General features: G+C 72.0%; 21 protein-coding genes. 9 read left to right on the top strand and 12 right to left on the bottom strand.

Features of this window, described 5'->3' with window-relative positions; translation table 11 throughout:
- Nucleotides 1-214 precede the first annotated feature (214 nt).
- Nucleotides 215-1,711, top strand: coding sequence for a GH1 family beta-glucosidase (locus tag OHQ87_RS04405; protein ID WP_328345185.1), 1,497 nt, complete (start codon nucleotides 215-217; stop codon nucleotides 1,709-1,711).
- Between the two features lie 131 nt (nucleotides 1,712-1,842).
- Here the strand turns inward: OHQ87_RS04405 and OHQ87_RS04400 are convergent, their stop codons facing one another.
- The 3 genes from OHQ87_RS04400 to OHQ87_RS04390 all read right to left on the bottom strand — a co-directional run bounded on the left by OHQ87_RS04400 (nucleotide 1,843) and on the right by OHQ87_RS04390 (nucleotide 6,314).
- On the bottom strand, nucleotides 1,843-2,262 hold the full coding sequence (locus tag OHQ87_RS04400) for a roadblock/LC7 domain-containing protein (RefSeq protein ID WP_244253239.1): 420 nt from the start codon (nucleotides 2,260-2,262) through the stop codon (nucleotides 1,843-1,845).
- A complete protein-coding gene (locus tag OHQ87_RS04395; protein WP_328345183.1) occupies nucleotides 2,262-4,817 on the bottom strand; it encodes a sensor histidine kinase in 2,556 nt (851 codons plus the stop codon). The genes OHQ87_RS04400 and OHQ87_RS04395 overlap by 1 nt, the downstream gene beginning before the upstream one ends.
- Before the next feature lie 69 nt (nucleotides 4,818-4,886).
- Nucleotides 4,887-6,314 (bottom strand): FGGY family carbohydrate kinase, encoded by a 1,428-nt coding sequence (locus tag OHQ87_RS04390; protein WP_328345181.1) that lies wholly within the window; start codon nucleotides 6,312-6,314, stop codon nucleotides 4,887-4,889.
- A 231-nt stretch (nucleotides 6,315-6,545) separates the two neighbouring features.
- Here OHQ87_RS04390 and OHQ87_RS04385 point away from each other — a divergent pair, with 231 nt between their 5' ends.
- Nucleotides 6,546-8,465: a chorismate-binding protein gene (locus tag OHQ87_RS04385; protein WP_328345179.1), complete on the top strand. Its 1,920-nt coding sequence runs from the start codon at nucleotides 6,546-6,548 to the stop codon at nucleotides 8,463-8,465.
- Nucleotides 8,466-8,590: 125 nt separating this feature from the next.
- On the opposite strand, the gene wrbA is transcribed toward OHQ87_RS04385, so the two are convergent.
- Nucleotides 8,591-9,208 carry an NAD(P)H:quinone oxidoreductase gene (gene wrbA / locus OHQ87_RS04380; RefSeq protein ID WP_328345177.1) on the bottom strand — a complete coding sequence of 206 codons (618 nt, stop codon included), beginning with the start codon at nucleotides 9,206-9,208 and terminating at the stop codon, nucleotides 8,591-8,593.
- 86 nt (nucleotides 9,209-9,294) lie between these two features.
- Between wrbA and OHQ87_RS04375 the strand changes: the two genes are divergently transcribed.
- From OHQ87_RS04375 to OHQ87_RS04365, 3 genes are all read left to right on the top strand, one after another.
- Nucleotides 9,295-9,786: a GNAT family N-acetyltransferase gene (locus OHQ87_RS04375; protein WP_328345175.1), complete on the top strand. Its 492-nt coding sequence runs from the start codon at nucleotides 9,295-9,297 to the stop codon at nucleotides 9,784-9,786.
- 315 nt (nucleotides 9,787-10,101) lie between these two features.
- Nucleotides 10,102-11,169 (top strand): winged helix DNA-binding domain-containing protein, encoded by a 1,068-nt coding sequence (locus OHQ87_RS04370; protein ID WP_328348740.1) that lies wholly within the window; start codon nucleotides 10,102-10,104, stop codon nucleotides 11,167-11,169.
- Between the two features lie 264 nt (nucleotides 11,170-11,433).
- Entirely contained in the window at nucleotides 11,434-12,810 is a 1,377-nt protein-coding gene (locus OHQ87_RS04365) for a ricin-type beta-trefoil lectin domain protein (protein WP_328345174.1), read from the top strand.
- 144 nt (nucleotides 12,811-12,954) lie between these two features.
- Here the strand turns inward: OHQ87_RS04365 and OHQ87_RS04360 are convergent, their stop codons facing one another.
- The 5 genes from OHQ87_RS04360 to OHQ87_RS04340 form a co-directional block, all read right to left on the bottom strand.
- On the bottom strand, nucleotides 12,955-14,160 hold the full coding sequence (locus OHQ87_RS04360; protein WP_328345173.1) for an ABC transporter ATP-binding protein: 1,206 nt from the start codon (nucleotides 14,158-14,160) through the stop codon (nucleotides 12,955-12,957).
- Between the two features lie 8 nt (nucleotides 14,161-14,168).
- The gene (locus tag OHQ87_RS04355) at nucleotides 14,169-15,002 is read right to left on the bottom strand and encodes a carbohydrate ABC transporter permease (RefSeq protein ID WP_208569783.1); all 834 of its coding nucleotides are present in this window, start codon (nucleotides 15,000-15,002) and stop codon (nucleotides 14,169-14,171) included.
- Nucleotide 15,003: 1 nt separating this feature from the next.
- Entirely contained in the window at nucleotides 15,004-15,903 is a 900-nt protein-coding gene (locus OHQ87_RS04350; RefSeq protein ID WP_067308257.1) for a carbohydrate ABC transporter permease, read from the bottom strand.
- Complete coding sequence (locus OHQ87_RS04345) at nucleotides 15,900-17,189, bottom strand: ABC transporter substrate-binding protein (protein WP_328345168.1); 1,290 nt, start codon at nucleotides 17,187-17,189, stop codon at nucleotides 15,900-15,902. Before OHQ87_RS04345 ends, OHQ87_RS04350 begins: the two co-directional genes overlap by 4 nt.
- A gap of 416 nt (nucleotides 17,190-17,605) precedes the next feature.
- Entirely contained in the window at nucleotides 17,606-17,860 is a 255-nt protein-coding gene (locus OHQ87_RS04340) for a flavin reductase (protein WP_328348739.1), read from the bottom strand.
- A gap of 312 nt (nucleotides 17,861-18,172) precedes the next feature.
- On the opposite strand from OHQ87_RS04340, the gene OHQ87_RS04335 reads away from it, so the two are divergent.
- The 4 genes from OHQ87_RS04335 to OHQ87_RS04320 all read left to right on the top strand — a co-directional run bounded on the left by OHQ87_RS04335 (nucleotide 18,173) and on the right by OHQ87_RS04320 (nucleotide 20,656).
- Nucleotides 18,173-18,970 carry a helix-turn-helix domain-containing protein gene (locus tag OHQ87_RS04335; protein ID WP_328345166.1) on the top strand — a complete coding sequence of 266 codons (798 nt, stop codon included), beginning with the start codon at nucleotides 18,173-18,175 and terminating at the stop codon, nucleotides 18,968-18,970.
- Entirely contained in the window at nucleotides 18,967-19,149 is a 183-nt protein-coding gene (locus OHQ87_RS04330; RefSeq protein WP_328348738.1) for a DUF397 domain-containing protein, read from the top strand. Before OHQ87_RS04335 ends, OHQ87_RS04330 begins: the two co-directional genes overlap by 4 nt.
- A gap of 752 nt (nucleotides 19,150-19,901) precedes the next feature.
- Complete coding sequence (locus tag OHQ87_RS04325; RefSeq protein ID WP_328348737.1) at nucleotides 19,902-20,333, top strand: hypothetical protein; 432 nt, start codon at nucleotides 19,902-19,904, stop codon at nucleotides 20,331-20,333.
- A gap of 47 nt (nucleotides 20,334-20,380) precedes the next feature.
- The gene (locus OHQ87_RS04320) at nucleotides 20,381-20,656 is read left to right on the top strand and encodes a hypothetical protein (protein ID WP_328345164.1); all 276 of its coding nucleotides are present in this window, start codon (nucleotides 20,381-20,383) and stop codon (nucleotides 20,654-20,656) included.
- Between the two features lie 10 nt (nucleotides 20,657-20,666).
- Here the strand turns inward: OHQ87_RS04320 and OHQ87_RS04315 are convergent, their stop codons facing one another.
- The 3 genes from OHQ87_RS04315 to OHQ87_RS04305 form a co-directional block, all read right to left on the bottom strand.
- Nucleotides 20,667-21,359 (bottom strand): L,D-transpeptidase family protein, encoded by a 693-nt coding sequence (locus tag OHQ87_RS04315; RefSeq protein WP_328345162.1) that lies wholly within the window; start codon nucleotides 21,357-21,359, stop codon nucleotides 20,667-20,669.
- A 468-nt stretch (nucleotides 21,360-21,827) separates the two neighbouring features.
- Nucleotides 21,828-22,622 carry a DUF4184 family protein gene (locus OHQ87_RS04310; RefSeq protein WP_328345160.1) on the bottom strand — a complete coding sequence of 265 codons (795 nt, stop codon included), beginning with the start codon at nucleotides 22,620-22,622 and terminating at the stop codon, nucleotides 21,828-21,830.
- 27 nt (nucleotides 22,623-22,649) lie between these two features.
- Complete coding sequence (locus OHQ87_RS04305; RefSeq protein ID WP_328345158.1) at nucleotides 22,650-23,348, bottom strand: HAD family hydrolase; 699 nt, start codon at nucleotides 23,346-23,348, stop codon at nucleotides 22,650-22,652.
- Between the last annotated feature and the right edge of the window lie 39 nt (nucleotides 23,349-23,387).

The following is a 23,387-nucleotide window of genomic DNA, read 5'->3' as shown; positions in this document are numbered from 1 at the left end:
CGCCACCCGGGCGGCCTCGATCGCTATCTGCCCCTCGGCAGTTGGGCCGTCCGTCCTTCGGTGGCGGCCGGCACACCCCCAATTCCCCATCCCGGCCGCCCGCGCGCGGCCCTCTAGGCTGGCGGTCCGCCCCCGAGGCGGCGGGGCCGTCGCACGCCCGCGCTGGGAGCGCTCCCGGCCGTCGGGGTGGCCCGCACCCTGAGGAGAAACACCGATGTCGATACTCACCCGACGGCGCCTGCTGCGACGCGCCGCGCTCTCCGCCACCGCCACCGCCGGCGCCGGGCTCTCCGCCGCCGCCGGGGGCGTCGGCCTGACCGCGGCCACCGGCGTCCTCGCCGCCGGCTGCGACGCGCCGAAGGGTGGCGAACCGACCGCCGATCCCCGCGAAGACGCACTGCGTTTCCCGCCCGGCTTCCGCTGGGGCGCCGCCACCTCGGCATACCAGATCGAGGGCGCCGCCAAGGAGGACGGCCGGGGCGAGTCGGTCTGGGACACCTTCAGCCACACCCCCGGACGCACCCGCAACGGGGACACCGGTGACGTGGCCGCCGACCACTACCACCGCTGGGCCGACGACCTGGACCTGATGCGCGACCTCGGACTGGGCAGCTACCGGTTCTCCGTCTCCTGGCCCCGGATCCAGGCCGACGGCACCGGCAAGCCCAACCAGCGCGGGCTCGACTTCTACAAACGGTTGGTCGACGGGCTGCACGAACGCGGCATCACCCCGATGGTCACCCTCTTCCACTGGGACCTGCCGCAGGCGTTGCAGGACAAGGGTGGCTGGGAGAACCGGGACACCGCCCACCGGTTCGCCGACTACGCCGACGCCGTCTACCGGGGCCTCGGCGACCAGGTGCCGGTCTGGCTGACCGTCAACGAGCCGAAGACCGTGGTGCAGAACGGCTACCTCTGGGGCCACCACGCCCCGGGCCGGCAGGACGCCGACGCCGCCTACCTGGTCGCCCACCACCTCCAGCTCGCCCACGGCCTCGCCGTCCGCGCACTGCGCGCCACCGGCCACGACGCCCGGATCGGCCCGGCGCTGAACCTGCACCCGTGCTATCCGGCCGACGACAGCGCCGCCGCTGCCGCCGCCGCCACGCTGCACGACGGGTACGAGAACCGGCTCTACCTGGACTCCGTCCTCACCGGCGCCTACCCGGCCGACGTGCTGGCCGACCTCGGCCCGGACAGCCGGATGGTCAAGGGCATCCGCGACGGTGACCTGGCGATCATCGCCAGCCCGGTGGACCTGCTCGCGGTGCAGTACTACACCCCGCTCTACCTGACCGGAAACGGCAACACCGTCACCCGCTGGCCCACCAGCGAGGCGGACTGGCAGCAGATCTACCCCCAGGGCATGTACGACATCCTGACCCGGGTCACCCGCGACTACGGGTCGATCCCGATCACCGTCACCGAGAACGGCCTGCCCTGTCCGGACACCCTCGGCCCGGACGGCACCGTCGACGACGCCGGCCGGATCGCCTTCCTGCGCGACCACCTCACCGCCGCCCACCGGGCCGTCACCGACGGCGTACCGCTGGAGAGCTACCACGTCTGGTCACTGCTTGACAACTTCGAATGGGCCGAGGGGTACGACCAGCGCTGGGGACTGATCTACGTGGACTACCCGACCCAACGGCGCGTCCTGAAGCGCAGCGCCCACTGGTACCGCCAGGTCATCCGGGACAACGGCCTGTAGGGCGCCGTCGGAGGACGGAGAGACACACCGGCACGGCCGGACCGCGTGGGAGCGGTCCGGCCCGGCACCCCGCCCGGGAGCCCGGGTGGAGTCCGCCCCGGCACCCCGGAACCGTCCCGACCCGGGGCCGGTCAGCGGGGCAGGGCCTGTTGGAGTTCCGCCCGCAACGCCGGGGTCAGCATCTCACCGGCCTGCTTGGCCAGCCGGGCCATCTCGTAACCCACCACGCCGATGTCCGCGTCCGCGCCGGCCAGGGTGGCCAGGATCGAGCCGTCCCGGATCTGCATGACCAGGAAGTAACCCCGGCCCATCTCGACCACCGTCTGCTTGACGATGTCCCCGTCGAACATCTGGGCCGCGCCGGCGGTGATGCTCATCAGCCCCGAGGTGACCGCGGCCAGCTTGTCCGCGTGGTCCCGGGGCAACTGCGCCGAGATCGCCACCAGCAACCCGTCCGAGGAGACGACCACCGCGTGGGCCACCCCGGGCACCCGCTCCGCGAACGCGTTGACCAGCCAGTTCAGGTCCCGCGCCTCCTGGCTCAGTGTCATCACTGTCGTCCTCCTTCGCTGCGCACACCCGGCGGCAAGATTAACTCGGTGGTCTCCTCGGCCTCGGCCCGGCGGACGCCGCTGTAGAGCCGGGACAGCATCCCGCCCACCGCCTCCGGATCCGGGTCCTCGCGGACCCGCGCCGCCGCCGGCCGGGCCGGCTCGGTCACCGAGCTGAGCTGGGCCATCGGCACCCGTACCGGCAGGCCCCGCTCGTTGGTGCCACCGGTCACCGGGACGACCGGCGGTGCCGGCGTGCTCTCCCCCAGCGACACCGGTGAGGACGGTGCCGGCCCCTCCCGGGACCACCAACCACCACCCCCGTCGGCCGGCGCCGGCACGTCCGCGGCGCGTACCGGCAGTGCGGCCGGCGCCCCGGGCCGCTGGTCCGGCACCCCCGGCCACTGCTGCGGGGGACGGCCGGCCACCGGCAGGTCGGCCGGGCGGACCGGACCGGGCTGACGCGACGCCTCGACGGGGCGCAGCGCCGCGTTGACCGGGGCGAAGGTGGTGAGGGCCCGCTGCCCGGCCGGCGCGTCCAGCTCCACGGCGGGCGCCGGGGCGAGCAGGGTGCCCGGCAGCGCGATCCGGGCCACCAGCCCCTGCCCGGCGGCGGCCAGCCGCACCCCGACGCCGTGCCGGGCGGCCAGGTGGCTGACCACGAAGTGGCCCATCCGTTCGACGGCCGCCACGTCCGCCACCGGTGGGGCCGCCAGCACGGTGTTGGCCTGTGTCAACGCGGTGGGACTCATGCCGAGGCCGGCGTCGGCGATCTCCACCACCGCACCGCCGCCCTCGGCCCGCGCGGTCACCCGGACCAGGGTGTCCGGCCGGGAGAAGGCGGTGGCGTTCTCCAGCAGCTCCGCCAGCAGGTGCACCAGTTCGCCGACGGCGTGCCCGACCACGTACAGGTCGGCCACCGACTCGTGCCGGACCCGCTGGTACTGCTCGATCTCCGCACTGGCGGCGAGCAGCACCGAACCCAGCCGCACCGGCCGGTTCCACCGCCGGGTGGAATCGGTGCCGGCCAGCACCAGCAGGCTCTCGTCGTTACGACGCATCCGGGCGGCCAGGTGGTCCAGCTTGAACAGACTCTCCAACTGGTCCGGATCGGCCTCCTCCCGCTCCAGGTCGTCCAACAGCTCCAGCTGCCGCTCCACGAGCACCTGACTGCGTCGGGCCAGGTTGACGAACATCGCGTTGACGGTACGGCGGGTCTCCGCCTGCTCCACCGCCACGCTGACCGCGCTGCGGTGCACCGCCACGAACGCCTCGGCCAACTCGCCGATCTCGTCGAGTGACCGGACCACGGCGGGCGGCACGTCGATCTTCGGCACCCCGCCGTCGACGGCACGCAGCCGGTCCAGGGCGTTGGGAAGCTCGATCTGGGCGATCCGCAGGGCCTGGTCACGCAGCCGCTGCATGGAGTTCGCGATCGACCGGCCGACCAGCGCGGCCAGCAGCACCGCCAGGGCGAGCACCACCACGATGCCGCCCAGCACCAGCAGGGTGGTGCGCAGCTGTGCGCCGCTGACCTCGTCGGCCCGGACCAACGCGTCGTCGAGCACCCGGGTCTCCAACTGGCGCAGCAGTTCCTGCCGCTGCTCGCTGGCCGTCCACCACTGGTTCGCGGGCAGCACCGCGGGCAGGGCGGTGCCGCCGGTGGTGATGCTCTTCTCCTCCAGCCGGGTGGCGTCGACGAACGCCCGGTCGCGGGAGGTCCGGTCGTAGGCCTGGATCTGGGCGGTGGTCGCGGCGACCCGGAACGCACCCAACGCGGCCAACTGCTGGGCCCGCAGGTCGGTGAGGTTCACCTGGTCCTCCAGGCCGTAACGGCCGGCCCGGGCGGCGGCGTACAGCTGGCTCCGGATCCGCGACGACAACTCCTTGACCCGGGCCAGCTGCACGTACCGCAGCACCGCGTCGGTCAGCTCCGGCCGGTCCGGTCCCGGGTCGGGTTCGGCGAGCAGGCCGAGCAGCGCCTCCACCGCCCGGTGGTAGTTGCCGAGGATGGTGTCGCTGCTCAACACCGCCGGCGGCACCGCCGCCCGGATGTAGACCACCTGGTCGTACGCCTCCAGCGCCTCGGCGTAGGCGACCTGCCAGGCGGCGTCGGAGTCGGCCAGCGGCCCGGCCGCCGCACGCAGCTCGCCGAAGGCCGTGTCGGTCGCGGAGTGCAGCGGGCGGAGGGCGAGCAGCGCCGCGTCCCGGTCGGCGGCGTTCCCCGCCTGACGCAGTACGGCCAGCTCACCGGCCGTCCGGTCCCGTTCCTGTTGGAGCCGGTCCACCGCCGTGGTGATCTGCTGCCCGATGCCTACCTGCCGGGCGAAGTCGTTGAGCGCGCTGGTCCGCCCGACCAGCCCGGCGGCCTGCACCCCGGCCAGCACCAGGAAGGCCACCGACGGGATGACCAGGACTGTGGCGAGCTTGGTCCGCATCCGCCAGTCCCGCAACCGCAACGGCGAGCGCCGTCGGTGCGGCACCACCCGCTCGTCGAACCGGTTCCGGCCCGGCGTCAACGCCGCGCTCGGTGTCGGATCGGGACCTGCGTCCACGACTCGCCTCCTCGGTCCCCGTCCCCACGACGGGGAGCCCGGTCCATCCAACCAGGCCCGGGAGCTGTGTCAACGGGTCGACGGGGCATCCGATCGGGCGGACGTACCGGGCTCCACGGCCGAGGTCGGTGACGGGTCCTCCTCCGTACGGCCGGTGCCGGCGAGCCGGGCCGCGTCGGGCACCCGGCCCAGGGCGACAAGCGCGGCGCCAGTGGCCCCGATCTCCCGCTCGGCCCGGTGCCGGACCGGTCGCGGCGCGAGCGCGGCGGCGAACGCGGCACGCCACCACGCGGAGGCGGTCACCGCTCCCCCGCCGAGCACCACCTCGACCGGAGAGTCGACACCGGACTCCAGCACGGCCAGGTCGTCGGCGACCATCCGGCACAGCCCGGTCATCAGACCGGCGAGAATGTCCACCCCGGTGCTGGAGAAGCTGAGCCCACGCACCGCACCGGAGCCGGCCGGGGCCAGACCGGGGGGCCGGTCCCCGCCCAGTCGCGGGTTCGCCGCGAGCACCCCGTCCGGTGCCACCCGGGCCAGGGCCGCCTCCAGGTCGGCCCCCTCGGGCAGGCGCAGTTCCCGTTCGGCCCAGGCGAACAGGTTCCCCCCGGACGAGTACGCCGCGCCGGTCACCACGTACTCGTGGTCCACCCGGTAGCGCCACAACCGGTCGGGCAGGGGTGGTAGCGCCGTTCCGGCCGGCACCCGCTGGACCAGCCGTACCGCGGCCGACGTGCCGACCGTGACAGCGGCCCGGCGGGGGTCGACACAGCCGGAGCCGACGTTGGAGGCGGCCCCGTCGCCGACCGGGGCGGCCCAGTCCGCCCCGGCGAGCTGCGGCCACCGCCGGGCGTGCTCGGCCCTCAACCGGCCGTGCCAGTCCATCGGGGCCAGTGCGGGAAGGTCGCCCGGCCGGGCCCCGGCCAACGCGACGGCCTCGGCGTCCCAGTCCAGCCGACGCAGGTCGAGCAGGCCGGTGCCGGAGGCCATCGACACCGACATGGGCGCGCTGTCGAGCAGTTGGCCGAGGACGTACTCGACCAGGCCGGCGAACCGGGTCGCCCCGGCCGTCCGGTCCCGCAGCCAGGGCAGCCGCACCGACCAGTAGCAGCGGTGCCACCATGCCCCGGTACGACAGTGGAAGTCCTCGGGGTCGGCCGGGCCCCGCGCCCCGGGCGGGGGCGTGGGCCGGGTGTCCAACCAGGTCAGTACCGGGCCGAGCGGGTCGCCGGCGCGGTCGAGGGGCACCACCGAGTGCCACTGCGCGCAGGTCGCGACCAGCCGGACGTCGCGCAGGTGCCCGCCGGCGGCCAACTCGTCCAGGCACTCGGTCAGACCGGCGAGGTAACCGGCGGCGTCCAGGGTGCCGGCCCCGTCCTCGGCGACGGTCAGGTGCACCTTGCGGCGGGCCAGCGCTCCCGGCAGCGGATCGGCGTCGGCGTCGAGCACCAGTCCGCGTACCGAGGAGGTGCCCAGGTCGAGAGCGAGAATGTTCATCGCGGGTCACGGTACCCGGCGTTCCGGGTGGGAACGCCCTTCCGCGCCGCCCGTGCGCCGCCTAGGGTGTGGGTATGCCCGCGCACCTGACCTGCTGGTGGCCCGCCGACCCGGCGGCCACCCCCCGCGCGTAGCTATCTCACGCGGCCGCCCGACGAGGCGGCCGACGGTTCTCTCCCCGGCACCGGGGCCGCCCGACGACGAGGCGTCCCGACCCCGGAGGAGAACCCGATGAACCGCCCACACGACCTGCTCGCCGCCGTCGCCGACGGCGTGGACCCCGGCCCGTTCGCCCTGGTCCGCCGCGAGGGCGTCGACCACGTCGACCTGTTCACCGGCCCGGTGGGCGTCGCCGACCGGCTCGCCGACCTGCCGCTGCCCGAGGGTGGTCCCGGCCCCCGGACGCTGGCGCTGGTGCCGTACCGGCAGATCGCCGAGCGGGGTTTCGAGTGCGTGGACGACGGCGTCCCGCTGGAGTACCTGACCGTCACCGGGCACGTCGAACTGCCGCTGGCCGACCTGCTCGCCGCCCTGCCGGCCGGGCCGGTGGTCACCGACGGCGCGGCCTTCGACGTCGACGACGACGAGTACGCCCGAATCGTCGAACGGGTGCTGGCCGAGGAGATCGGCCGGGGCGAGGGGGCGAACTTCGTCATCCACCGCACCCTGCACGCCACCGTGCAGGGTGCCCCGTTGGGTGCCGCGCTGGCGGCGCTGGGCCGGCTGCTGCGCGACGAGCGGGGCGCGTACTGGACGTTCCTGGTGCACACCGGCACCCGGACCCTGGTCGGCGCGAGCCCGGAACGGCACGTCAGCGTCGACGACGGGTTGGTCATGATGAACCCGATCAGCGGCACCTTCCGACACACCGGGACGGCCGCCGACCGGGACGGGTTGTTGCGGTTCCTGCGCGATCCGAAGGAGGTCGAGGAGCTGTACATGGTCCTCGACGAGGAGCTGAAGATGATGGCCGGCGTCGCCGAGCACGGCGGCCAGGTGGTCGGGCCGTACCTCAAGGAGATGGCGCACCTGGCGCACACCGAGTACCTGCTGGCCGGCCGGGGCACCCGGGACGTCCGGGAGGTGCTGCGGGAGACGATGTTCGCCCCGACGGTGACCGGCAGCCCGATGCAGAACGCCTGCCGGGTGATCGCCCGGCACGAACGTACCGGCCGGCGCTACTACTCCGGGGTGTTGGCGCTGCTGGGCCGCGACGCCGAGGGCCGGCAGACGTTGGACGCGCCGATCCTGATCCGGACCGCCGAGATCTCCCCCGCCGGGCAGTTGCGGGTGCCGGTCGGGGCGACCCTGGTCCGGCACTCCACCGCCGCCGGCGAGGTCGCCGAGACGCACGCCAAGGCCGCCGGGGTGCTCGCCGCGCTGGGGCTCGGGCCGCAGGCGGCGGCCGTCGGCCCGTACCCGCCGGTGCGGTTGGCCGACGATCCGGAGGTACGGGCGGTGCTCGCCGCCCGCAACGCCCCGCTGGCCCGGTTCTGGCTCGACCAGCGGGCCCCCGGCGCCACGACGCTGCCCGGGGCGGTCGGCCGGCGGGCGCTGGTGGTCGACGGCGAGGACACCTTCACCGGGATGCTCGCCCACCAGTTGCGCGCGCTGGGCCTGACGGTGGACGTCCGGCCGTGGCACACCCCCGGCGACGACGGGGGGTACGACCTGGTGGTGGTCGGCCCCGGGCCGGGTGACCCGGGAGCGGTCGACGACCCGAAGATGGCCGCCCTGCGCGGGCTGCTGGCCGGGCGGCTCGACGCGGGCCTTCCCACCCTGGCGGTGTGCCTGGGGCATCAGCTGCTCAGCGGGCTGTTGGGGTTGACGCTGCACCGTCGCGCAGCGCCCTACCAGGGGCTGCAACGGCAGGTGTCGATGTTCGGGGTGCCGCGTCTGGTGGGCTTCTACTCGACGTTCACCGCCCGGTCGGCCACCGACCGGACCGGTTCGCCGTACGGGCCGGTGGAGCTGGCCCGGGACCCGCGGGACGGGTCGGTGCACGCGCTACGCGGGGCGACCTTCGCCGGGGTGCAGTTCCACCCGGAGTCGGTGCTCAGCCGGGACGGGCTCGCGGTCCTGGCCGAGTTGTCGGGGCAGCTGCTGGCCCGACCGGCCCTGACGGCACACGGCGACGCCGAACACGGGTAGCACAGCGCTGACCGGTGGACCGCACGGGTCGAGAGCCCCCGCCCGGTCCACCGGTCACCCGTCCGACCCGGCCCGGTCCGGTGGCGGGTGGGGTGGTGCGGCCCGGCCGGGGGCTCCGGCAGGGCTCAGCCGGCGAGGCCACGCTTGACGGCACCACCGATGCGGACCGCCCGCTTCGCGGTCAGCGCGGTGGCCGCGAGCGCCACATGATCCGGGGCGACCTCGCCGTTGTTGCTGGTGTGCGAGGCGCCGTACGGGTTGCCGGCGACGAACTGGCTCGGGTCGGTGTAACCAGGGGTGACCACCACACCACCCCAGTGGTAGAAGATCGTGAACAGCGACAGCAGGGTCGACTCCTGGCCCCCGTGCGAGGTCGCGGTGGAGGTGAAGCCGCTGTAGACCTTGTCAGCCAACGCCCCGTTGGCCCAGAGCGGGCCAGTGGTGTCGATGAACTGCTTGAGCTGGGCGGCGATCATGCCGTACCGGGTGGGGGAGCCGAAGATCACCACGTCGGCCCAGGCCAGGTCGTCGATCTCCGCTTCCATCACGTCCTGGGTTTCCAACCGGTGCGCCTGCCAACCCGCGTTGGAGCGGATCGCCTCGTCGGGCGCCAACTCCCGCACCTTGCGCAGGTGCACCTCGGCCCCCGCCTCACCGGCGGCCTCGCAGGCCGCCTGCGCCATCTGGTAGGTGACGCCTGTCGCGCTGTAGTAGATGACCGCAACCTTGACCTGGCCGTCCATCGTCTGTGTCCTCCTCGGTTCGGGTCAGCTCCGGCGACTACCCGCCGGTCGCCGGGTCAAACGTTTGGCCATGGCATGATCCGGACATGCAGTTGCGCGCCGCCACCGCCGAGGACTGGCCGGCCATCTGGCCCTTCCTGCGGGAGATCGTCGCCACCGGGCAGACGTACACCTGGCCCCGCGACGTCGGCGAGGACGACGCCCGCCGACGGTGGCTGGTCGCCCCGCCGGGTCGTACCGTCGTCGCGGTCGACGCCGACGGGACGGTCCTGGGGACGGCGAAGCTGGTCGCCAACCAGGACGGGCCGGGTGACCACGTGGCGAACGCCAGCTTCATGGTCGCGCCGACGGCGGCGGGTCGCGGCGTCGGCCGGGCCCTCGGGGTGTACGTGCTGGAGCTGGCCCGGGGCGACGGCTACCGGGCGATGCAGTTCAACGCGGTGGTGGCCAGCAACACCCGGGCGGTGGCGCTGTGGGAGTCGTTGGGATTCGCGGTGGTCGGCCGGGTGCCGGAGGGTTTCCGCCATCCCGACCTCGGCCTGGTCGACCTGCTGGTGATGCACCGCCCGCTCGACTGACCGGCCGCCGGTCCCGGGAGTTTCGGCCGCAGCTCAAGATTTCCGCAAGTTCCGCCCGGGAACGCTCCCACGCCCGGGGCCGGAACGCGATCCTGGGGGGCACGGATGCCGGGGGTGGAGACCACCATCGGTAGCCGGGGGGACCTGCACGGGGGATCGCGCTCCGCCGGTTCGGCAACCGGCGTAGCGCGATCAGGGGTGCCCCACCACGGCCGTGACCACCGGTTCGGGCCCGGCGTGACCGCTGGTGTCGGGGGACGCTCCTATGCTGACCGCGTGGTGGAGCTGACCGGTGGCGAGGCGCTGACGTTGCGGATGACCGCGCTGGCCCTGCGGGAACATCCGACCGGCCGCCCGGCGGACGTCGCCGGGGTGGTGGAGTGGTTCGGGGCCATGCAGGCCCAGGACGCGGCGAGCGGCCTGTGGTCGCTGGGGCTGCGGCTGCCCGGCCGCACCGAGGCCGACGTGCGGGCCGCCCTCGAGCGGCGCGAGGCGCTGCGCACCTGGCCGATGCGCGGCACCGTGCACCTGGTGCCCTGCCGGGACGCCCGCTGGATGCTGGAGTTGACCGGCGTACGGGCACTGGCCGGGGCACCGGCCCGCCGGGCCGTGATCGGGCTGACCGAGGCCGAGGCCGACCGGGCCGCCGACGTGCTCGGCGCGGCGCTGGCCGGCGGCGGCCGGCTGACCCGCGCCCAGTGCCTGGCCGCGCTCACCGCCGCCGGCGTCGACGTCACCGGTCAGCGCGGCTACCACCTGCTCTGGTACGCCAGCCAGCGGGGCGTCACCTGCATCACCCCGCACGTGGGCACCGAGCAGACCTTCGCGCTGCTCGACGAGTGGGCCCCCGACCCGCACCGGCCCGCGCGGGACGAGGCGCTGGGCATCCTGGCCCGCCGGTACTTCCGCAGTCACGGGCCGACGACCCGGCAGGACTTCACCGGCTGGACGGGGCTGACCGCCACCGACGCGAAACGCGCCGTCGCGGTCGCCACCGACGCCGGACAGTTGGCCCGGGTGCAGGTCGACGGGGTGGAGTCGTATCTCGACCCGACGTTGCTCGACGCGCCCCGCCTGCCGGTGGACGACGTGCACGTGCTGCCCGGCTTCGACGAATACCTGCTGGGCTTCAAGGACCGGACCCTGATGGTCGACCCGGCACACATGTCGGCGGTGGTCCCCGGCGGCAACGGGGTCTTCCAGTCCACCGTGGTACGCGGCGGCCGGGTGATCGGCACCTGGAAGCGCCGCCTCGCCCGGACCAGGGTCACCGTGACGGTGCAGCCGCTGGTCACGCTGGACCCGTCGACCAGGCAGCGGGTCGAGGCGGCGTTGGAAGGCTACGCCCGCTTCCTCGCCCTGCCGCTGCACCTCTCCTGGTAGCCCGCCTGCCGCAGCGGCAGAGACTTGACAGACGTCGTACGTCATACCAATATGAGCATCGATATATGCACTGATTCCGCGTCCCGTCCGGAGGGTCGAGATGACACCGGACCGGTCGACGTCTGCGCCCGCCGCTTCGACCGCCCGTCCCATGCTGACGTCGATGCTTCGGTGACGCCTTCGCGTCCGGTCGGGTGGCTCAGGTAGTGCTCTGGCGTCACACCCCCGAACCGGATGACGGCCTCCCCGTAAGGAGACGACCCCGTGCCACCTCGCAAACGCTCGGCCCCACTAATCGGGACGATCCTGGCCGCCCTGGTCCTGGTCGCCGTCGGCGCGAACGTCATCACGAACGCGCCACCGGCCGCGGCGGCCACCACTGCCGGCTGCGGCAAGGCCCCGGGGCTGAACAGCGGCACCCACACCATCCAGAGCGGCGGCAAGAGCCGCAGCTTCATCCTCCGGCTCCCCGACAGCTACAACAACACCTACCCACACAGGCTGGCCTTCGGGTTCCACTGGCTGGGCGGCACCGCCAGTGCCGTCGCCTCGGGCGGAACCGACGGCTACCCCTGGGCCTACTACGGCATGCTGTCGCAGTCGAACAACACCACGATCTTCGTCGCCCCACAGGGCATCAACAACGGCTGGGCCAACACCAACGGTGAGGACGTCACCTTCACCGACGACATGATCCGCATGATCGACAACGCGCTCTGCGTCGACACGACGCAACGCTTCTCGGTCGGGTTCAGCTACGGCGGCGCGATGAGCTACTCGTTGGCGTGTTCCCGGCCGACGGTGTTCCGTGCGGTCGCGGCCATCGCCGCCCCCGGAACGATCAGTGGCTGCAGTGGCGGGACCCAACCCGTGGCGTACCTGGGCATTCACGGCATCAGCGACAACATCCAGAACGGCCGGTCACTACGTGACAGGTGGCTCAGGAACAACGGTTGCGCGGCGCAGAACGCTCCCGAGCCCGCGCGGGGCAGCCTGACCCACATCATCACCACCTACTCGTGCCGGGCCGGCTACCCGGTGGTCTGGGCCCCGTTCGACGGGGGCCACCAGCAGGGTCCGGTGGACGGTTGTGCCGGCTGTGAGAGCGGCGCGCGAAGCTGGGTCAAGCCTGAGGTGTGGCGGTTCTTCACCCAGTTCGGATCGACCCCGCCGACCACCACGCCGCCGACCACCCCGCCGACCACGCCGCCGCCGACCACCACGCCGCCGACCACGCCGCCGGCCGGCGAGGCGAACGTGATGATCGCGGGTGGCCAGTCGGGCCGTTGCATCGACGTCGCCAACTCCAGCACGAGCAACGGCGCCCGGTTGCAGCTGTGGGACTGCCACGGCAACAGCAACCAGCGCTGGACCCATACCGCCAACCGCACCCTGACCGTCTACGGCAACAAGTGCCTGGACGCCAGCGGGTCGGGCACCAGCAACGGCACCGTCGTCCAGATCTGGGACTGCAACGGCGGCGCGAACCAGCAGTGGAACCGCAACAGCAACGGGACCATCACCTCCGCCCAGTCGGGACTCTGCCTGGACGCCGTCGGCGCCGGCACCGCCAACGGGACGCAACTCAACCTGTGGGCGTGCAACGGAGGCGGTAACCAGCAATGGGCCACCCGTAGCTGACGGTCCGACAACCCCGTACCACCATGGCACGATGCCGACGCGGGGTGGCGGTCGTATCCTCCGGCCGCCACCCCGCCGGACCGTGTCGCACCGGCCCCCGGCGGGCGGGTCGTCACCGCCCCGGTCGACCGCGCACCCGGCGGATCAGTCGCCGAGCGTGCCGGCTGACCGGCCCTCGTGCAGGGTGAGGTTCCGCCCGGACGACGGGTCGAACAGGTGGATCTTCTCCAGGTTGAACCAGACCCGCCGGTCCTCCCCCTCCTGCACCGGCGACTCGGCCGACAACCGGGTCACCAGGTTGCCCCCGCCCCCGCTGAAGTCGGCACCGGCGTCGGCGGCCAACTCCTCCAACTCGGCGGCGCTGGCCCGCTGCCCCTCCACGGTGAAGTAGACGTACTTGTCGGAGCCCATCGACTCGACGATGTCGGCCGGCGCGGTGAACTCCATCCCCCGGGCCCGCGCCTCGTCGTCGATCAGTTCGGCGTCCTCGAAGTGCTCCGGGCGGATGCCGAGGATCAGCTCCCGGGGCGCGTCGGCACCCTCCAGTTCGCGGCGGATCCGCTCGCCGATCGGCACGTCGCCCAGGGCGGTACGCAGCTTCCCGTCCTCCACGGCGGCGTGCAGGAAGTTCATCGACGGGGAGCCGATGAACCCTGCCACGAAGAGGTTGCGGGGGTGGTCGTACAGCTCCTGGGGCGGGCCGACCTGCTGGATCGCGCCGCCCCGCATGATCACCACGCGGTCGCCCAGGGTCATCGCCTCGGTCTGGTCGTGGGTCACGTAGACGGTCGTGGTGCCGAGCTTCTTCTGCAACCGGGACACCACCGTGCGCATCTGCACCCGCAGCTTCGCATCCAGGTTGGACAGCGGCTCGTCCATCAGGAACGCCTTGGGCTGCCGGACGATCGCCCGGCCCATCGCCACCCGCTGGCGCTGCCCACCGGAGAGGTTGGCCGGCTTGCGGTCCAGCAGCGCGGTCAGCTCCAGGACCTTCGCCGCCTCCTCGACCTTGGAGTCGATGGTCTCCTTGTCGAGTTTGGCCAGCCGCAGCGGGAAGGCCATGTTCTCCCGCACGGTCATGTTCGGGTAGAGCGCGTAGGACTGGAACACCATCGCGATGTCCCGGTCCCGGGGCGCCTTGTCGTTGACCCGCTGCCCGCCGATGCGCAGCTCACCGGAGCTGATGTCCTCCAGCCCGGCGATCATGTTGAGGGTGGTGGACTTCCCGCACCCCGACGGGCCGACCAGGATGACGAACTCACCGTCGGCGATCTCCAGGTCGACGTCCTGCACCGCGACGGTGCCGTCGGGGAAGCTCTTGCTCACCTTGTCCAGCACGATGTCAGCCATTTTGTCACCTATCCCTTGACTGCGCCGGAGGTCAGACCGGAGACGATGCGGCGCTGGAAGAAGAGCACGAACAGGATGATCGGAATGGTGATCACCACGGCGGCGGCGCAGATCGCCCCGGTGGGGTCCTCGAACTGCGACTCGCCGGTGAAGAACGACAGCGCCACCGGCACCGTACGGGCCCGCTCGGTCGAGGTGAGCGTGATGGCGAACAGGAAGTCGTTCCAGCAGAAGATGAAGACCAGGATCGCCGTGGTGAACAGGCCCGGGGCGGCAAGCGGGGCGATGACCCGCCGGAACGCCTGCGCCTGGGTCGCGCCGTCCATCTTGGCCGCCTTCTCCAGGTCCCACGGGATCTGCTTGAAGAACGCCGACAGCGTGTAGATCGCCAGCGGCAGCGCGAAGGTGATGTACGGCAGGATCAGCCCCGGCCAGGTGTCGAAGAGGCCCAACTGCCGCTCGATCTCGAACAGCGGCGACACCAGCGACACCTGCGGGAACATCGCGATCAGCAGGGACACCCCGACCAGCAGGCGCTTGCCGGGGAAGTCCAGCCGGCTGATCGCGTACGCGGCCATCGCGCCGAGCACCACCGCGATGAGCGTGGCGATCAGGGCGATGCCGATCGAGTTGACCAGGGCCCGGACGAACTGGTCGGTGTCGAAGATGCTCCTGTAGTTGTCGAGCGTCCACTCCCTCGGCCAGAACTTGCCGTCGGTCAGGGTGGCCGGGGTCTTGAACGACAGGGAGGCGATCCAGAGCACCGGAACCAGGGCGAAGACGACCACTATGACGTCGATCAGGCCCCAGCGCAGCTTCGCCCGGGTGGTGGTGTCGGCCATGTCAGCGCCTCTCCCCGTCGTCGCTGCCCGGGGCAGCGGTGCCGAACAGCTTCACGAAGACGAACGCGATGATCGCCACCGTGATGAAGATCAGCACGGACATCGTGGAGCCGATGCCGAGGTTGAGCCCCCGGATCAGGTTGTTGTAGGCGAGCATCGACACCGACGAGGTCTCGTTGCCGCCGTTGGTGAGCACGAAGATGTTGTCGAAGACCCGGAACGCGTCCAGGGTGCGGAACAGCAGGGCGACCAGGATCGCCGGCTTCATCACCGGCAGCATCACCTTGGTGAACCGCTGCCACGCCGTCGCCCCGTCGGTGGAGGCCGCTTTGAGCAGGTCCTCCGGGACCAGCGCCAGCCCGGCCATCAGCAGCAGGGCCATGAACGGGGTGGTCTTCCAGATCTCCGCCAGCATGATGATCGCCAGCGAGCTGGCCCGCTCGGTCAGCGGGGCGCTGCCGTCGAAGAGGTTGGCCAGGTAACCGGTGCCGGGCGTCCAGGCGTACCGCCAGGAGAACGCGGCGACCACCGTGACGATGCCGTACGGGATCAGCGCGGCGGTCCGGACGATCCCCCGGCCGACCAGGGTGCGGTGCATGACCAGGGCCAACCCCATACCGAGCACCAGCTCGACGGCGACGGTGACCACCGTGATCAGCATGGTCACCCCGAACGCGGTCCACCAGAACTCGTTGCTGAGCACGGTGACGTAGTTCTCCAGCCCGATGAACTCGCGCTGGTCGGGGAAGCGCAGGTCGAAGCGCTGCAACGACAGCCAGACCGAATAGATGATCGGGTACGCGGTGACCAGCACCATGACCAGCGCGGCCGGGGCGCAGAGCAGCCAGCCGAGCTTCCGTTCGGCCTTCTTGTTCTCGCTCAACGGGGCACGCCGGCTCACGGCAGGACCCCCTTGGACTGGAGCGCGTCGGAGATCGCCTTGCGTAGTTCCTTGGCCGTCTGCTCCGGCCGGATCGCCGACGGCGGCGACAGGATCGCCGACATCACCGTGGAGATGCTCTGGTACGCGGGGGTCAGCGGCCGGACCGCCGGCTCCTTCAACTCCTCCAGGATGGTCTCCTTCATCGGGTACGCCTCGTCCATCTCCGGGTCGTCGTAGACCGCCTCGATGGTCGGTGGCACCCCGTCGTTGATCGCGGAGAACTTCTGGTTCCTGGCGTCCCGGAGGCACTTCGCCGCCTCGAACGACTCCGTCGGGTGCTTGGAGTAGGCGCTGACCGCCATGTTGACCCCGCCGATGGTGACCTTGCTGGGGGTGTTCGCGTCGACGCCGGGCACCCGGGCCCACTTGACCTTCTTGGCCAGCTCCGGGTCCGCCTCCTGCAACGCCGGGTAGACGAACGGCCAGTTGACCTGGAAGGCACCCTTACCGGACTGGAAGTCCAACCGGACCGGATCCTCGGTGGAGTTGCTGAACGACGGCGACGTCACGCCCGACGTGGCAAACCGCTGGAGCTGGTCGAGGGCCTTGACGGTGCCCTCGTCCATCACGGCCTTCTTGCCGTCGTCGCTGAGGATCTTGCCGCCGGCGCTCTCGGCCAGGGTGTTGTAGAGCACCACCAGGCCCTCGTACTGCGCGCCCATGGTGAGCACCTGGTGGGGCTTGCCCTGCCCCTTGAGGTCCTTGGCGACGCTGATCATGTCGTCCCAGCTCTTCGGGGCCTCGGGGACCAGGTCACTGCGGTACCAGAGCAGCTGCACGTTGGTGTTCTTCGGCGCTCCGTAGAGCTTGCCCTCGTACCGGGCGGTGTCCAGCGGGCCCGCCAGGGTGCCCTGCTCCACCTCGCTCTTGTCCTGACCGGTCCACTCCCGGATCCACTTCGCGCTGGCGAACTCCTGGGTCCAGGTGACGTCGAGGCCGAGCACGTCCATCCCGGTGTCCTCGGCGGCCAACCGGCGGACCAACTGCACCCGCTGGTCGTCGGCCTGCCGGGGCAGCACCCGGTAGGTGATCTGGTAGCGGCCCTCGGCCCGGGTGTTGCAGTCGTCGACCACCTTCTGCAGGTTCTGCTCGGGTGGGTAGTACAGGTTGATCGTGGGCGTACCTCCGTCGCCGTCGTCAGCGCCGCATGCGGCCAGCGGCGCGACCAGCGCCAGCGCGGCTGCCGCCGCCCCGGCCCGGAGCGCCGGCCGACGCCGGTGCCGGGCCGTTCCGGGGTCCGTCATCGCTCTCCCCCTCTCTTCGGCGAATACCGGGGAAGTCACCCGCGCCCCGGTGCACGGCGAGCCGGTACCGGGCCGGTGAAGTGCGGAAACGCGCCCGCCCGGCCGTTCCGTGCGCCTACACTGCCCGACCTGTGAAGTCGCGAAACCTGCCGGTAACCAGAGTCCGGACCGATCGGTCGGCCCGCACCGGAGGTGGCGCGGCCGGGTGTCCCACCTCGTGCCCAATCGGGCCGGCCGCACGGTTCAACCTCGGCACACACTCTGCGGGCCGACGCACACCGTCAGGCCGACGCGCACCATTCAGGCCGACGCGCACCGTTGAGACTGACGCGCACCGTCAAGGCCGATGCGCACCGTTCAGGCTGACACGCACCCGTTCAGGAGCGGGCGCACCCGGTTCAGGCCGGGTGCCCGGTTCAGGCGCGGGCTCTCGCCCAGGACAGGAAGCGTTCGGTCATCCGGGCCGGTGGGTGTTCCGGGTGCAGTTGGCTGAGCTGGTTCGTCGCCTCGTACATCAGGGTGCCGAGGTAGACGAGCAGCCCGGTGCGGTCCTTGCGGTACTCGGTGAGCAGGGCGAGCTTGGCCGGCTGGCAGGGCCACTCCCGGCCACAGTTGCGGCACCGCCACAGCGGGCGCATCGCGACGTGCGGGACAGGCGGTCGGACCACCATCACCGCCACCTCCTCGAATCATGGGCGCGTTCGGCGGGGTCGACCCCGGTCGTCTCGACCCGGGGCCGACCATCCGCGTCACCACACCGATCTGGGGACTGGAAGGGGCCGCTCCCGCACGGGGGATCGGGAGCGGCCCCGGCAGGGCCCGCTGCCGCCCTCCCCGGCTGCCAGCGGGCCCGCCACGGGTGACAGTCTGCTGATCGGACCACTACTGTCGATACACGCTCACGTCATCTGCGCAGCTCAGCAGGGCGGGTGAGCGACCACGACAGACCCGCCGGTCCACGGTGGGCAGAGACTGGGGGTGTGATGGGGACAGCTACCGACTATGTGTTGGAGGAGTTACGCCTGTTCCGGGCGGCGCTCGCGCTCAGCCAGGACGACTTCGGCAAGGGCATCGGCTACTCGGGGTCGCACGTCAGCTCGGTGGAGACCGGTGGCCGGGCACCCACCAAGGAGTTCATGAAGGCGGTCGACGGCCACCACCAGACCGGTGGGCGTTTCCTGCGGATGCTGGAGCGGTTGGGCCGGCTCGACGCCGAGCCCGCCTGGCTCCGGGAGTGGATCGAGTTCGAGCGGGAGGCGACCACCCTGCGCTGGTTCGAGCTGGCGTACGTGCCGGGCCTGTTGCAGACCGAGCGGTACGCCCGCGCGACGCTGGCCGGCGGCCGGTTCGCCTCGGAGGACGTGGACCGGATCGTGGCGTCCCGGCTCGAACGGCAGGCGATCCTGCGGCGCGAGCGCCCACCGCAGCTCATCTGCGTGATCGACGAGGCGGTGCTCCGCCGGCCGGTGCTCGACCAGCCGGGGCTGATGATCGAGCAGTGTGAGCACCTGGCCCGGTTGACCGCCGAGGAGCACATCCAGGTGCACATCGTGCCGACCGATGCCGGCATGTACCTGGGGCTGGCCGGGCAGTTCATCATCGCCGAGATGCCCGACGGCGAACGGGTGACCTATGCGGACAACCAGCTCACCGCACAGATCGTCGATGCGACGCCCGCCGTTGCTAGTCTGGCCAGGACGTGGGAGATCGTGCGGAACGAGGCGCTCCCCCGCCGGCAGTCAATCGAGCTGATCAAGGAAGTGGCGAAGTCATGGACATGATGACCCCGCAGTGGCGGAAGTCGACCAGGTCCGGCGGCAACGGCGGAGCCTGCGTCGAGGTCGCCGACAACCTGCCCGGCCGGGTGCTGGTGCGCGACACCAAGGACCGCGAGGGCGGCACCCTCCACTTCGACCGTACGGCCTGGACCGCGTTCGTCGGCTACGCCAAGCAGCACTGACGCGGCTCACCGGCCAGGCTCCACCGCGCAGCCGGGGAGCCTGGCCGGCCCCGGCCGCCTCTCACCCCCGCTCCGGCCCGTCGCGCAGGACGACGGTCGTCGATGATCAACGAGGCTCTACTCGGCAGCGGCGGCGCTCAGCAAGAGCGCAATCTCGGGACAGCGACACGGAGGCGATCGGGGCGTCAATCGCCTCGGCCGTCAGCGTGCCGCCGGCAGGTGTCGCCCGCACGTACGTCTCGACCCGGAGTCGCACGCCCGACGCGACTGCTGGTCGGGGTGCCCACACCGCAGATGACCGTCGACCTGCCGCTGCGGCCTTGGCTGACCGCCCCATGCCCCACGTCGTCGGTATGCAAAGCCCCGCCCCATGATCGGATTGCCGAAATAGAGACGACACGCCCGGGAAAGTACATCGAATGGCAATCTGATCTTGAGGCTCCACCGCCCGCACCCCATCACCGCACCCCATCACCGCCCGCACCCCTCACCGCCCGACGCCCCGCGCCCCGGCGGGCACCGTGGGGTCCGTCGGCTGACCATGACTGTCCGGTCGGCGGGCGCGACGGGCTACCCAGCGTGTGCCTCTTGCACTAGCGTTGATGCACTCACTCCACAGCCGGCGCGTCGCCGTCGTAGTCGATACGCCTCCGGCCGACATCAGCCTGCCCGTTCGGTGGGTTCTCCGGCGAACTCACCGCTGCGCGCCCACCGCTTGGGCAGGATCATCCTCAACGAGGAGGTGCTCCGTGGTGCAGGACACCCGCGCTCTCGCCCTGACGTTCGAGGTGAGCGGCCTGCCACCGGTCAAGACCGAGGCGCTGTCCATCTTCGCCGCCGGCCATCGGCAGGCGACGAGGGTACGCGCCCTGCTCGAAGCGGCCTGCGCCGCGGCCCAGCAGACCGGCTGGACGCCGTTGGCCGGGCCGATCGAGGTCGACCTGATCCTGCGCTGCCCACCCGGGCACCGCACGTCCGACGCCAGCACCCTGCTCGGCGGGGTGTGCGCGGTGCTTCAGGACAAGAAGCGGGTGGCGAACATCGGGCTGGCCCATCTCGGGGTCCTGGTCGACGTCGCCCTCTACACCGACGACCGGCAGATCCGCCGGCTGTCGTATCTGGAGAAGCCGGCGGAGGACTTCTCGTACCAGGTCCGGGTGGCCGCCGCGCCAACCGTGGTTTGACCGACGTCCGCGGTGGGGTACCGCGGACGCCGACGAAGGGAGCGCCGATGTCGGAGCCACATGTCACGCTCGACCCGAGAGGGCTCGACCCGGTGCAGCAGAAGCTGCGCGGCCCACTGGAGGACCAGCTCACCTCGGCTCTCCAGGCGGCCACCGACCGGGTGCGGGCCAGCTACGCGGGCGAACCGGTCGAGCAGGTCTGTCAGCGGCTGCTCGAGGAGACCCGGTCCGGGCTGCACCCGGACATCGCCGCCGGCTTCCGGCCCGACATGGACGAGTTCTGCCGGGTGGCGGTGGCCATCGTCCGCGACGAGGTCTCCTGACCCCGCCAGCTCAGTACCGGCCGAGGTTCTGCGCCGGGCAGATCACGATGCGCGGTGAGTGCTTCGGATCCAGCCAGCGCAGTACGGCCACCAGGTCGGCGTGCGACAGGCTGACACAGCCGGCGGTCGGGCCCCCGGTCGCGGTGCTGAACTCGTGCAGGAAGATCCCGCTGCCGGCGTTCGGCACCGGCCTGGGCACGTTCGGCGGCATGTTGTAGGTGATCACCGCGAAGTGGGTGTACGCGGGCACCTCCCGCCAGAGCGCCTCGCTGTACCCGCCCGGGTTGGTGGTGCTGTGCTGGAAGGTGTTGTAGGCGGCCGAGTTCGGGTTCTCGTTCCACCAGTCGTCGGCGACCACCCGGTGGTAGGGGAAGCGCACGCCGGGATCGACGGCGATGCCGTACATGGTGGGGCCGAACGAGTAGACCCCGGTGGGGGTGGTCGACACCCCCTCGGCGTGGTTGTCGCTGAAGCCCTTCGCGCCCACCCGGGCGGGCAGCGGAGCCGACACCGGCACCCAGTGCCCGCCTGCCTGGTGGAACGTCTCCAGGGTGGCGTAGGTGGTGGAGTAGCCGGCACCGGTGACGATGACGACCTGACGGGTCGCGGCCGGCAGGGTGGTCAGCCGGGAGGCCCGGTTGGGCGGCGGGACCGGCCGCCCACGGCCCGTCGCCGATGCCGCCCCGGCAGGTGTCGTCTCCATCGCTGACATGATCGCATCACTGACGACTCCCCGGCTCCCCAAGGCCGACGGATCGACGTCGCGCCCCGACGGCTGACGCCCGCAGCTCGGGGCGGTGCCCGACGACCGACGCCGGCAGCTCGGGGCGGTGCCGGCGGGTCAGCACCGGCGGGCGGTGCCGGCGGGTCAGGGCCGGGTCCGCAACTCCCCGTCCCTGACCGCCGGCCGTCCGGCCCGGCAACGGTGCTCGCCGGTGCGGGCACGATGGGCGGGGCAGGCCGCCCACGTCGGCCCGACACGCGGACCAGGCCGCCTGCACTCAGCTCCACTGTGCCCCGGCGCCGGACTTCGGTGCGTTCCCGACCACCCCGAATGGTCCGGAACGCCGGCCCAGGTTAGGCACCCGTCGGGTGGCCGGGCAAGCAGCTCGGCGGTGCCGTGGAGGTGATTCCCGCAGGGGTGGAATTGCGGCATCTCGGCGTGACACGGTCAGCCGGGCTGACGCTGCTTCTCGTCGAGGCGGGTGGTCGTCGGCACGACCGCGGGCCCGGCGGAACGACGTCCCGCCGCCCAGGCACCGAGGATCGTCCCCAGCGCCATCAGGTGCAGCAGTCGCACGCCGTAGGGGGCGGGTGCGGTGGCGGCGGGCAGCACCGGCAGCACCGGCATCCCGAGCGCGACGACCGCCAGGGCCACCGCCCGGAACACCCCCGGACGGTCCGGTGGCGCGGCTGCCGGCACGTCGGGGAAGAGCTGCCCGCGACGGGCGGCCCGGACCGCCAACACGCACACCAGCGCCCCGCAGGCCAGGCTGCTGGTCAGATTGGCCAGCAGCGGCCAGTCCAGACCGGCGACCCTGACCGTGCCGGGGTCCACCCCCAGGGCGTACGCCCACCACGCGCTGTGGGTCACCCGGTCCAGGACGACGTGGCTCACCACGCCGATCAGCGCCGAACAGACGGTGACCTGCCAGGGGTGCCGGACGCCGCCGAGCGCCGCATACCCGGGCCAGCCGAAGAGCCGACCGCCGGGCAGGTGCACCGCGACCCCGGCCACCACCCGGCGGACCAACCAGGCGTAGGCCAGCGCCACCGGCAGGCCCCACCACAGCGCACCACCCAGGGTGTGTACCCGCGCGCCCATCTCGAACCGGGTGCCACTGACCAGGTAAGCGACGTCGGGCGCCACAGCCCCGGTGCAGAGCGCCACCCCGTCGAACCAGTGCGGTCGCCACAACTTCAACGGCAGCACCGGAGCCAGGTGGGAGGGGAAAGTCAGCGGCACGCACCGTACGTTACCGCCCCGACACCCTCAGAAGTGGGCAAGCAGGTCCGGGAAAGCCGCCAGCCGGACCACCCCGGCATCGGCCGGGTCGAGGTCGTCGTCCTCCAGGACCCAGGTGTTCTCGTTGGGGATGAACACCGCCCGCATGCCGGCCGCCCGCGCCGGCAGGATGTCCGACTTCGGGGAGTTGCCGATCATCCAGGCGTCGGCCGGGGCGAACCCGTGTTCCCGGGCCAGCCACCGGTAGGTCTCGGTGTTCTTCTCCGCCACGACGTGCGCCGCGGTGAAGTGGTGCAGCAGGCCGCAGGCGTCCAGCTTGCGCTGCTGCTCCTCCTGGTCCCCCTTGGTCAGCAGCAGCAGGTCGTAGCGGGTGGCCAGGGCGTCGAGGGTGTCGGCGACCCCGGGCATCAGCTCGACCTGGTGGTTGACCAGTGCGGTGGCCAACCCGTCGATCTCCTGCCGCTCCCGCGCGGTGACCGGCCGCTCGCGCAGCCGGACGAGGCATTCGCCGAGGCTACGCAGGAAGACCTTGCTGCCGTAGCCGTGCGCCACCGCGTTGGCCCGCTCGATGTCGTCGAGCACCCCACGGATCTGGACCCGGTCGAGGGTCGGGTGGTCGAGCCAGTCCAGGAAGTCGTCGATCACCCGCTCGAACAGGACGTTGTTCTCCCACAGCGTGTCGTCGGCGTCGAAGACCAACGTCTTCGCGGTCCCACCCGTACGCATCCCGGTTCCCTCCCGAAGGGTCGCCCCGCCCGGCCGGCG

The organism is Micromonospora sp. NBC_00421, from assembly GCF_036017915.1.
Taxonomy (GTDB): domain Bacteria; phylum Actinomycetota; class Actinomycetes; order Mycobacteriales; family Micromonosporaceae; genus Micromonospora.
The sequence above is the reverse complement of the archived record's forward strand: the minus strand, read 5'-3'. Positions and strand labels throughout refer to the sequence as shown.

Bases quoted from the DNA above. Each gene is read 5' to 3' on its own strand.
- OHQ87_RS04370 (WP_328348740.1), top strand. From the start codon at position 10,102: ATGACCGCGCTGGCCCTGCGGGAACATCCGACCGGCCGCCCGGCGGAC.
- OHQ87_RS04405 (WP_328345185.1), top strand. From the start codon at position 215: ATGTCGATACTCACCCGACGGCGCCTGCTGCGACGCGCCGCGCTCTCC.
- OHQ87_RS04335 (WP_328345166.1), top strand. From the start codon at position 18,173: ATGGGGACAGCTACCGACTATGTGTTGGAGGAGTTACGCCTGTTCCGG.
- OHQ87_RS04360 (WP_328345173.1), bottom strand. From the start codon at position 14,160: ATGGCTGACATCGTGCTGGACAAGGTGAGCAAGAGCTTCCCCGACGGC.
- wrbA (WP_328345177.1), bottom strand. From the start codon at position 9,208: ATGGACGGCCAGGTCAAGGTTGCGGTCATCTACTACAGCGCGACAGGC.
- OHQ87_RS04400 (WP_244253239.1), bottom strand. From the start codon at position 2,262: ATGACACTGAGCCAGGAGGCGCGGGACCTGAACTGGCTGGTCAACGCG.
- OHQ87_RS04320 (WP_328345164.1), top strand. From the start codon at position 20,381: ATGTCGGAGCCACATGTCACGCTCGACCCGAGAGGGCTCGACCCGGTG.
- OHQ87_RS04375 (WP_328345175.1), top strand. From the start codon at position 9,295: ATGCAGTTGCGCGCCGCCACCGCCGAGGACTGGCCGGCCATCTGGCCC.
- OHQ87_RS04390 (WP_328345181.1), bottom strand. From the start codon at position 6,314: ATGAACATTCTCGCTCTCGACCTGGGCACCTCCTCGGTACGCGGACTG.
- OHQ87_RS04355 (WP_208569783.1), bottom strand. From the start codon at position 15,002: ATGGCCGACACCACCACCCGGGCGAAGCTGCGCTGGGGCCTGATCGAC.
- OHQ87_RS04315 (WP_328345162.1), bottom strand. From the start codon at position 21,359: ATGGAGACGACACCTGCCGGGGCGGCATCGGCGACGGGCCGTGGGCGG.
- OHQ87_RS04345 (WP_328345168.1), bottom strand. From the start codon at position 17,189: ATGACGGACCCCGGAACGGCCCGGCACCGGCGTCGGCCGGCGCTCCGG.
- OHQ87_RS04305 (WP_328345158.1), bottom strand. From the start codon at position 23,348: ATGCGTACGGGTGGGACCGCGAAGACGTTGGTCTTCGACGCCGACGAC.
- OHQ87_RS04340 (WP_328348739.1), bottom strand. From the start codon at position 17,860: ATGGTGGTCCGACCGCCTGTCCCGCACGTCGCGATGCGCCCGCTGTGG.
- OHQ87_RS04385 (WP_328345179.1), top strand. From the start codon at position 6,546: ATGAACCGCCCACACGACCTGCTCGCCGCCGTCGCCGACGGCGTGGAC.
- OHQ87_RS04330 (WP_328348738.1), top strand. From the start codon at position 18,967: ATGATGACCCCGCAGTGGCGGAAGTCGACCAGGTCCGGCGGCAACGGC.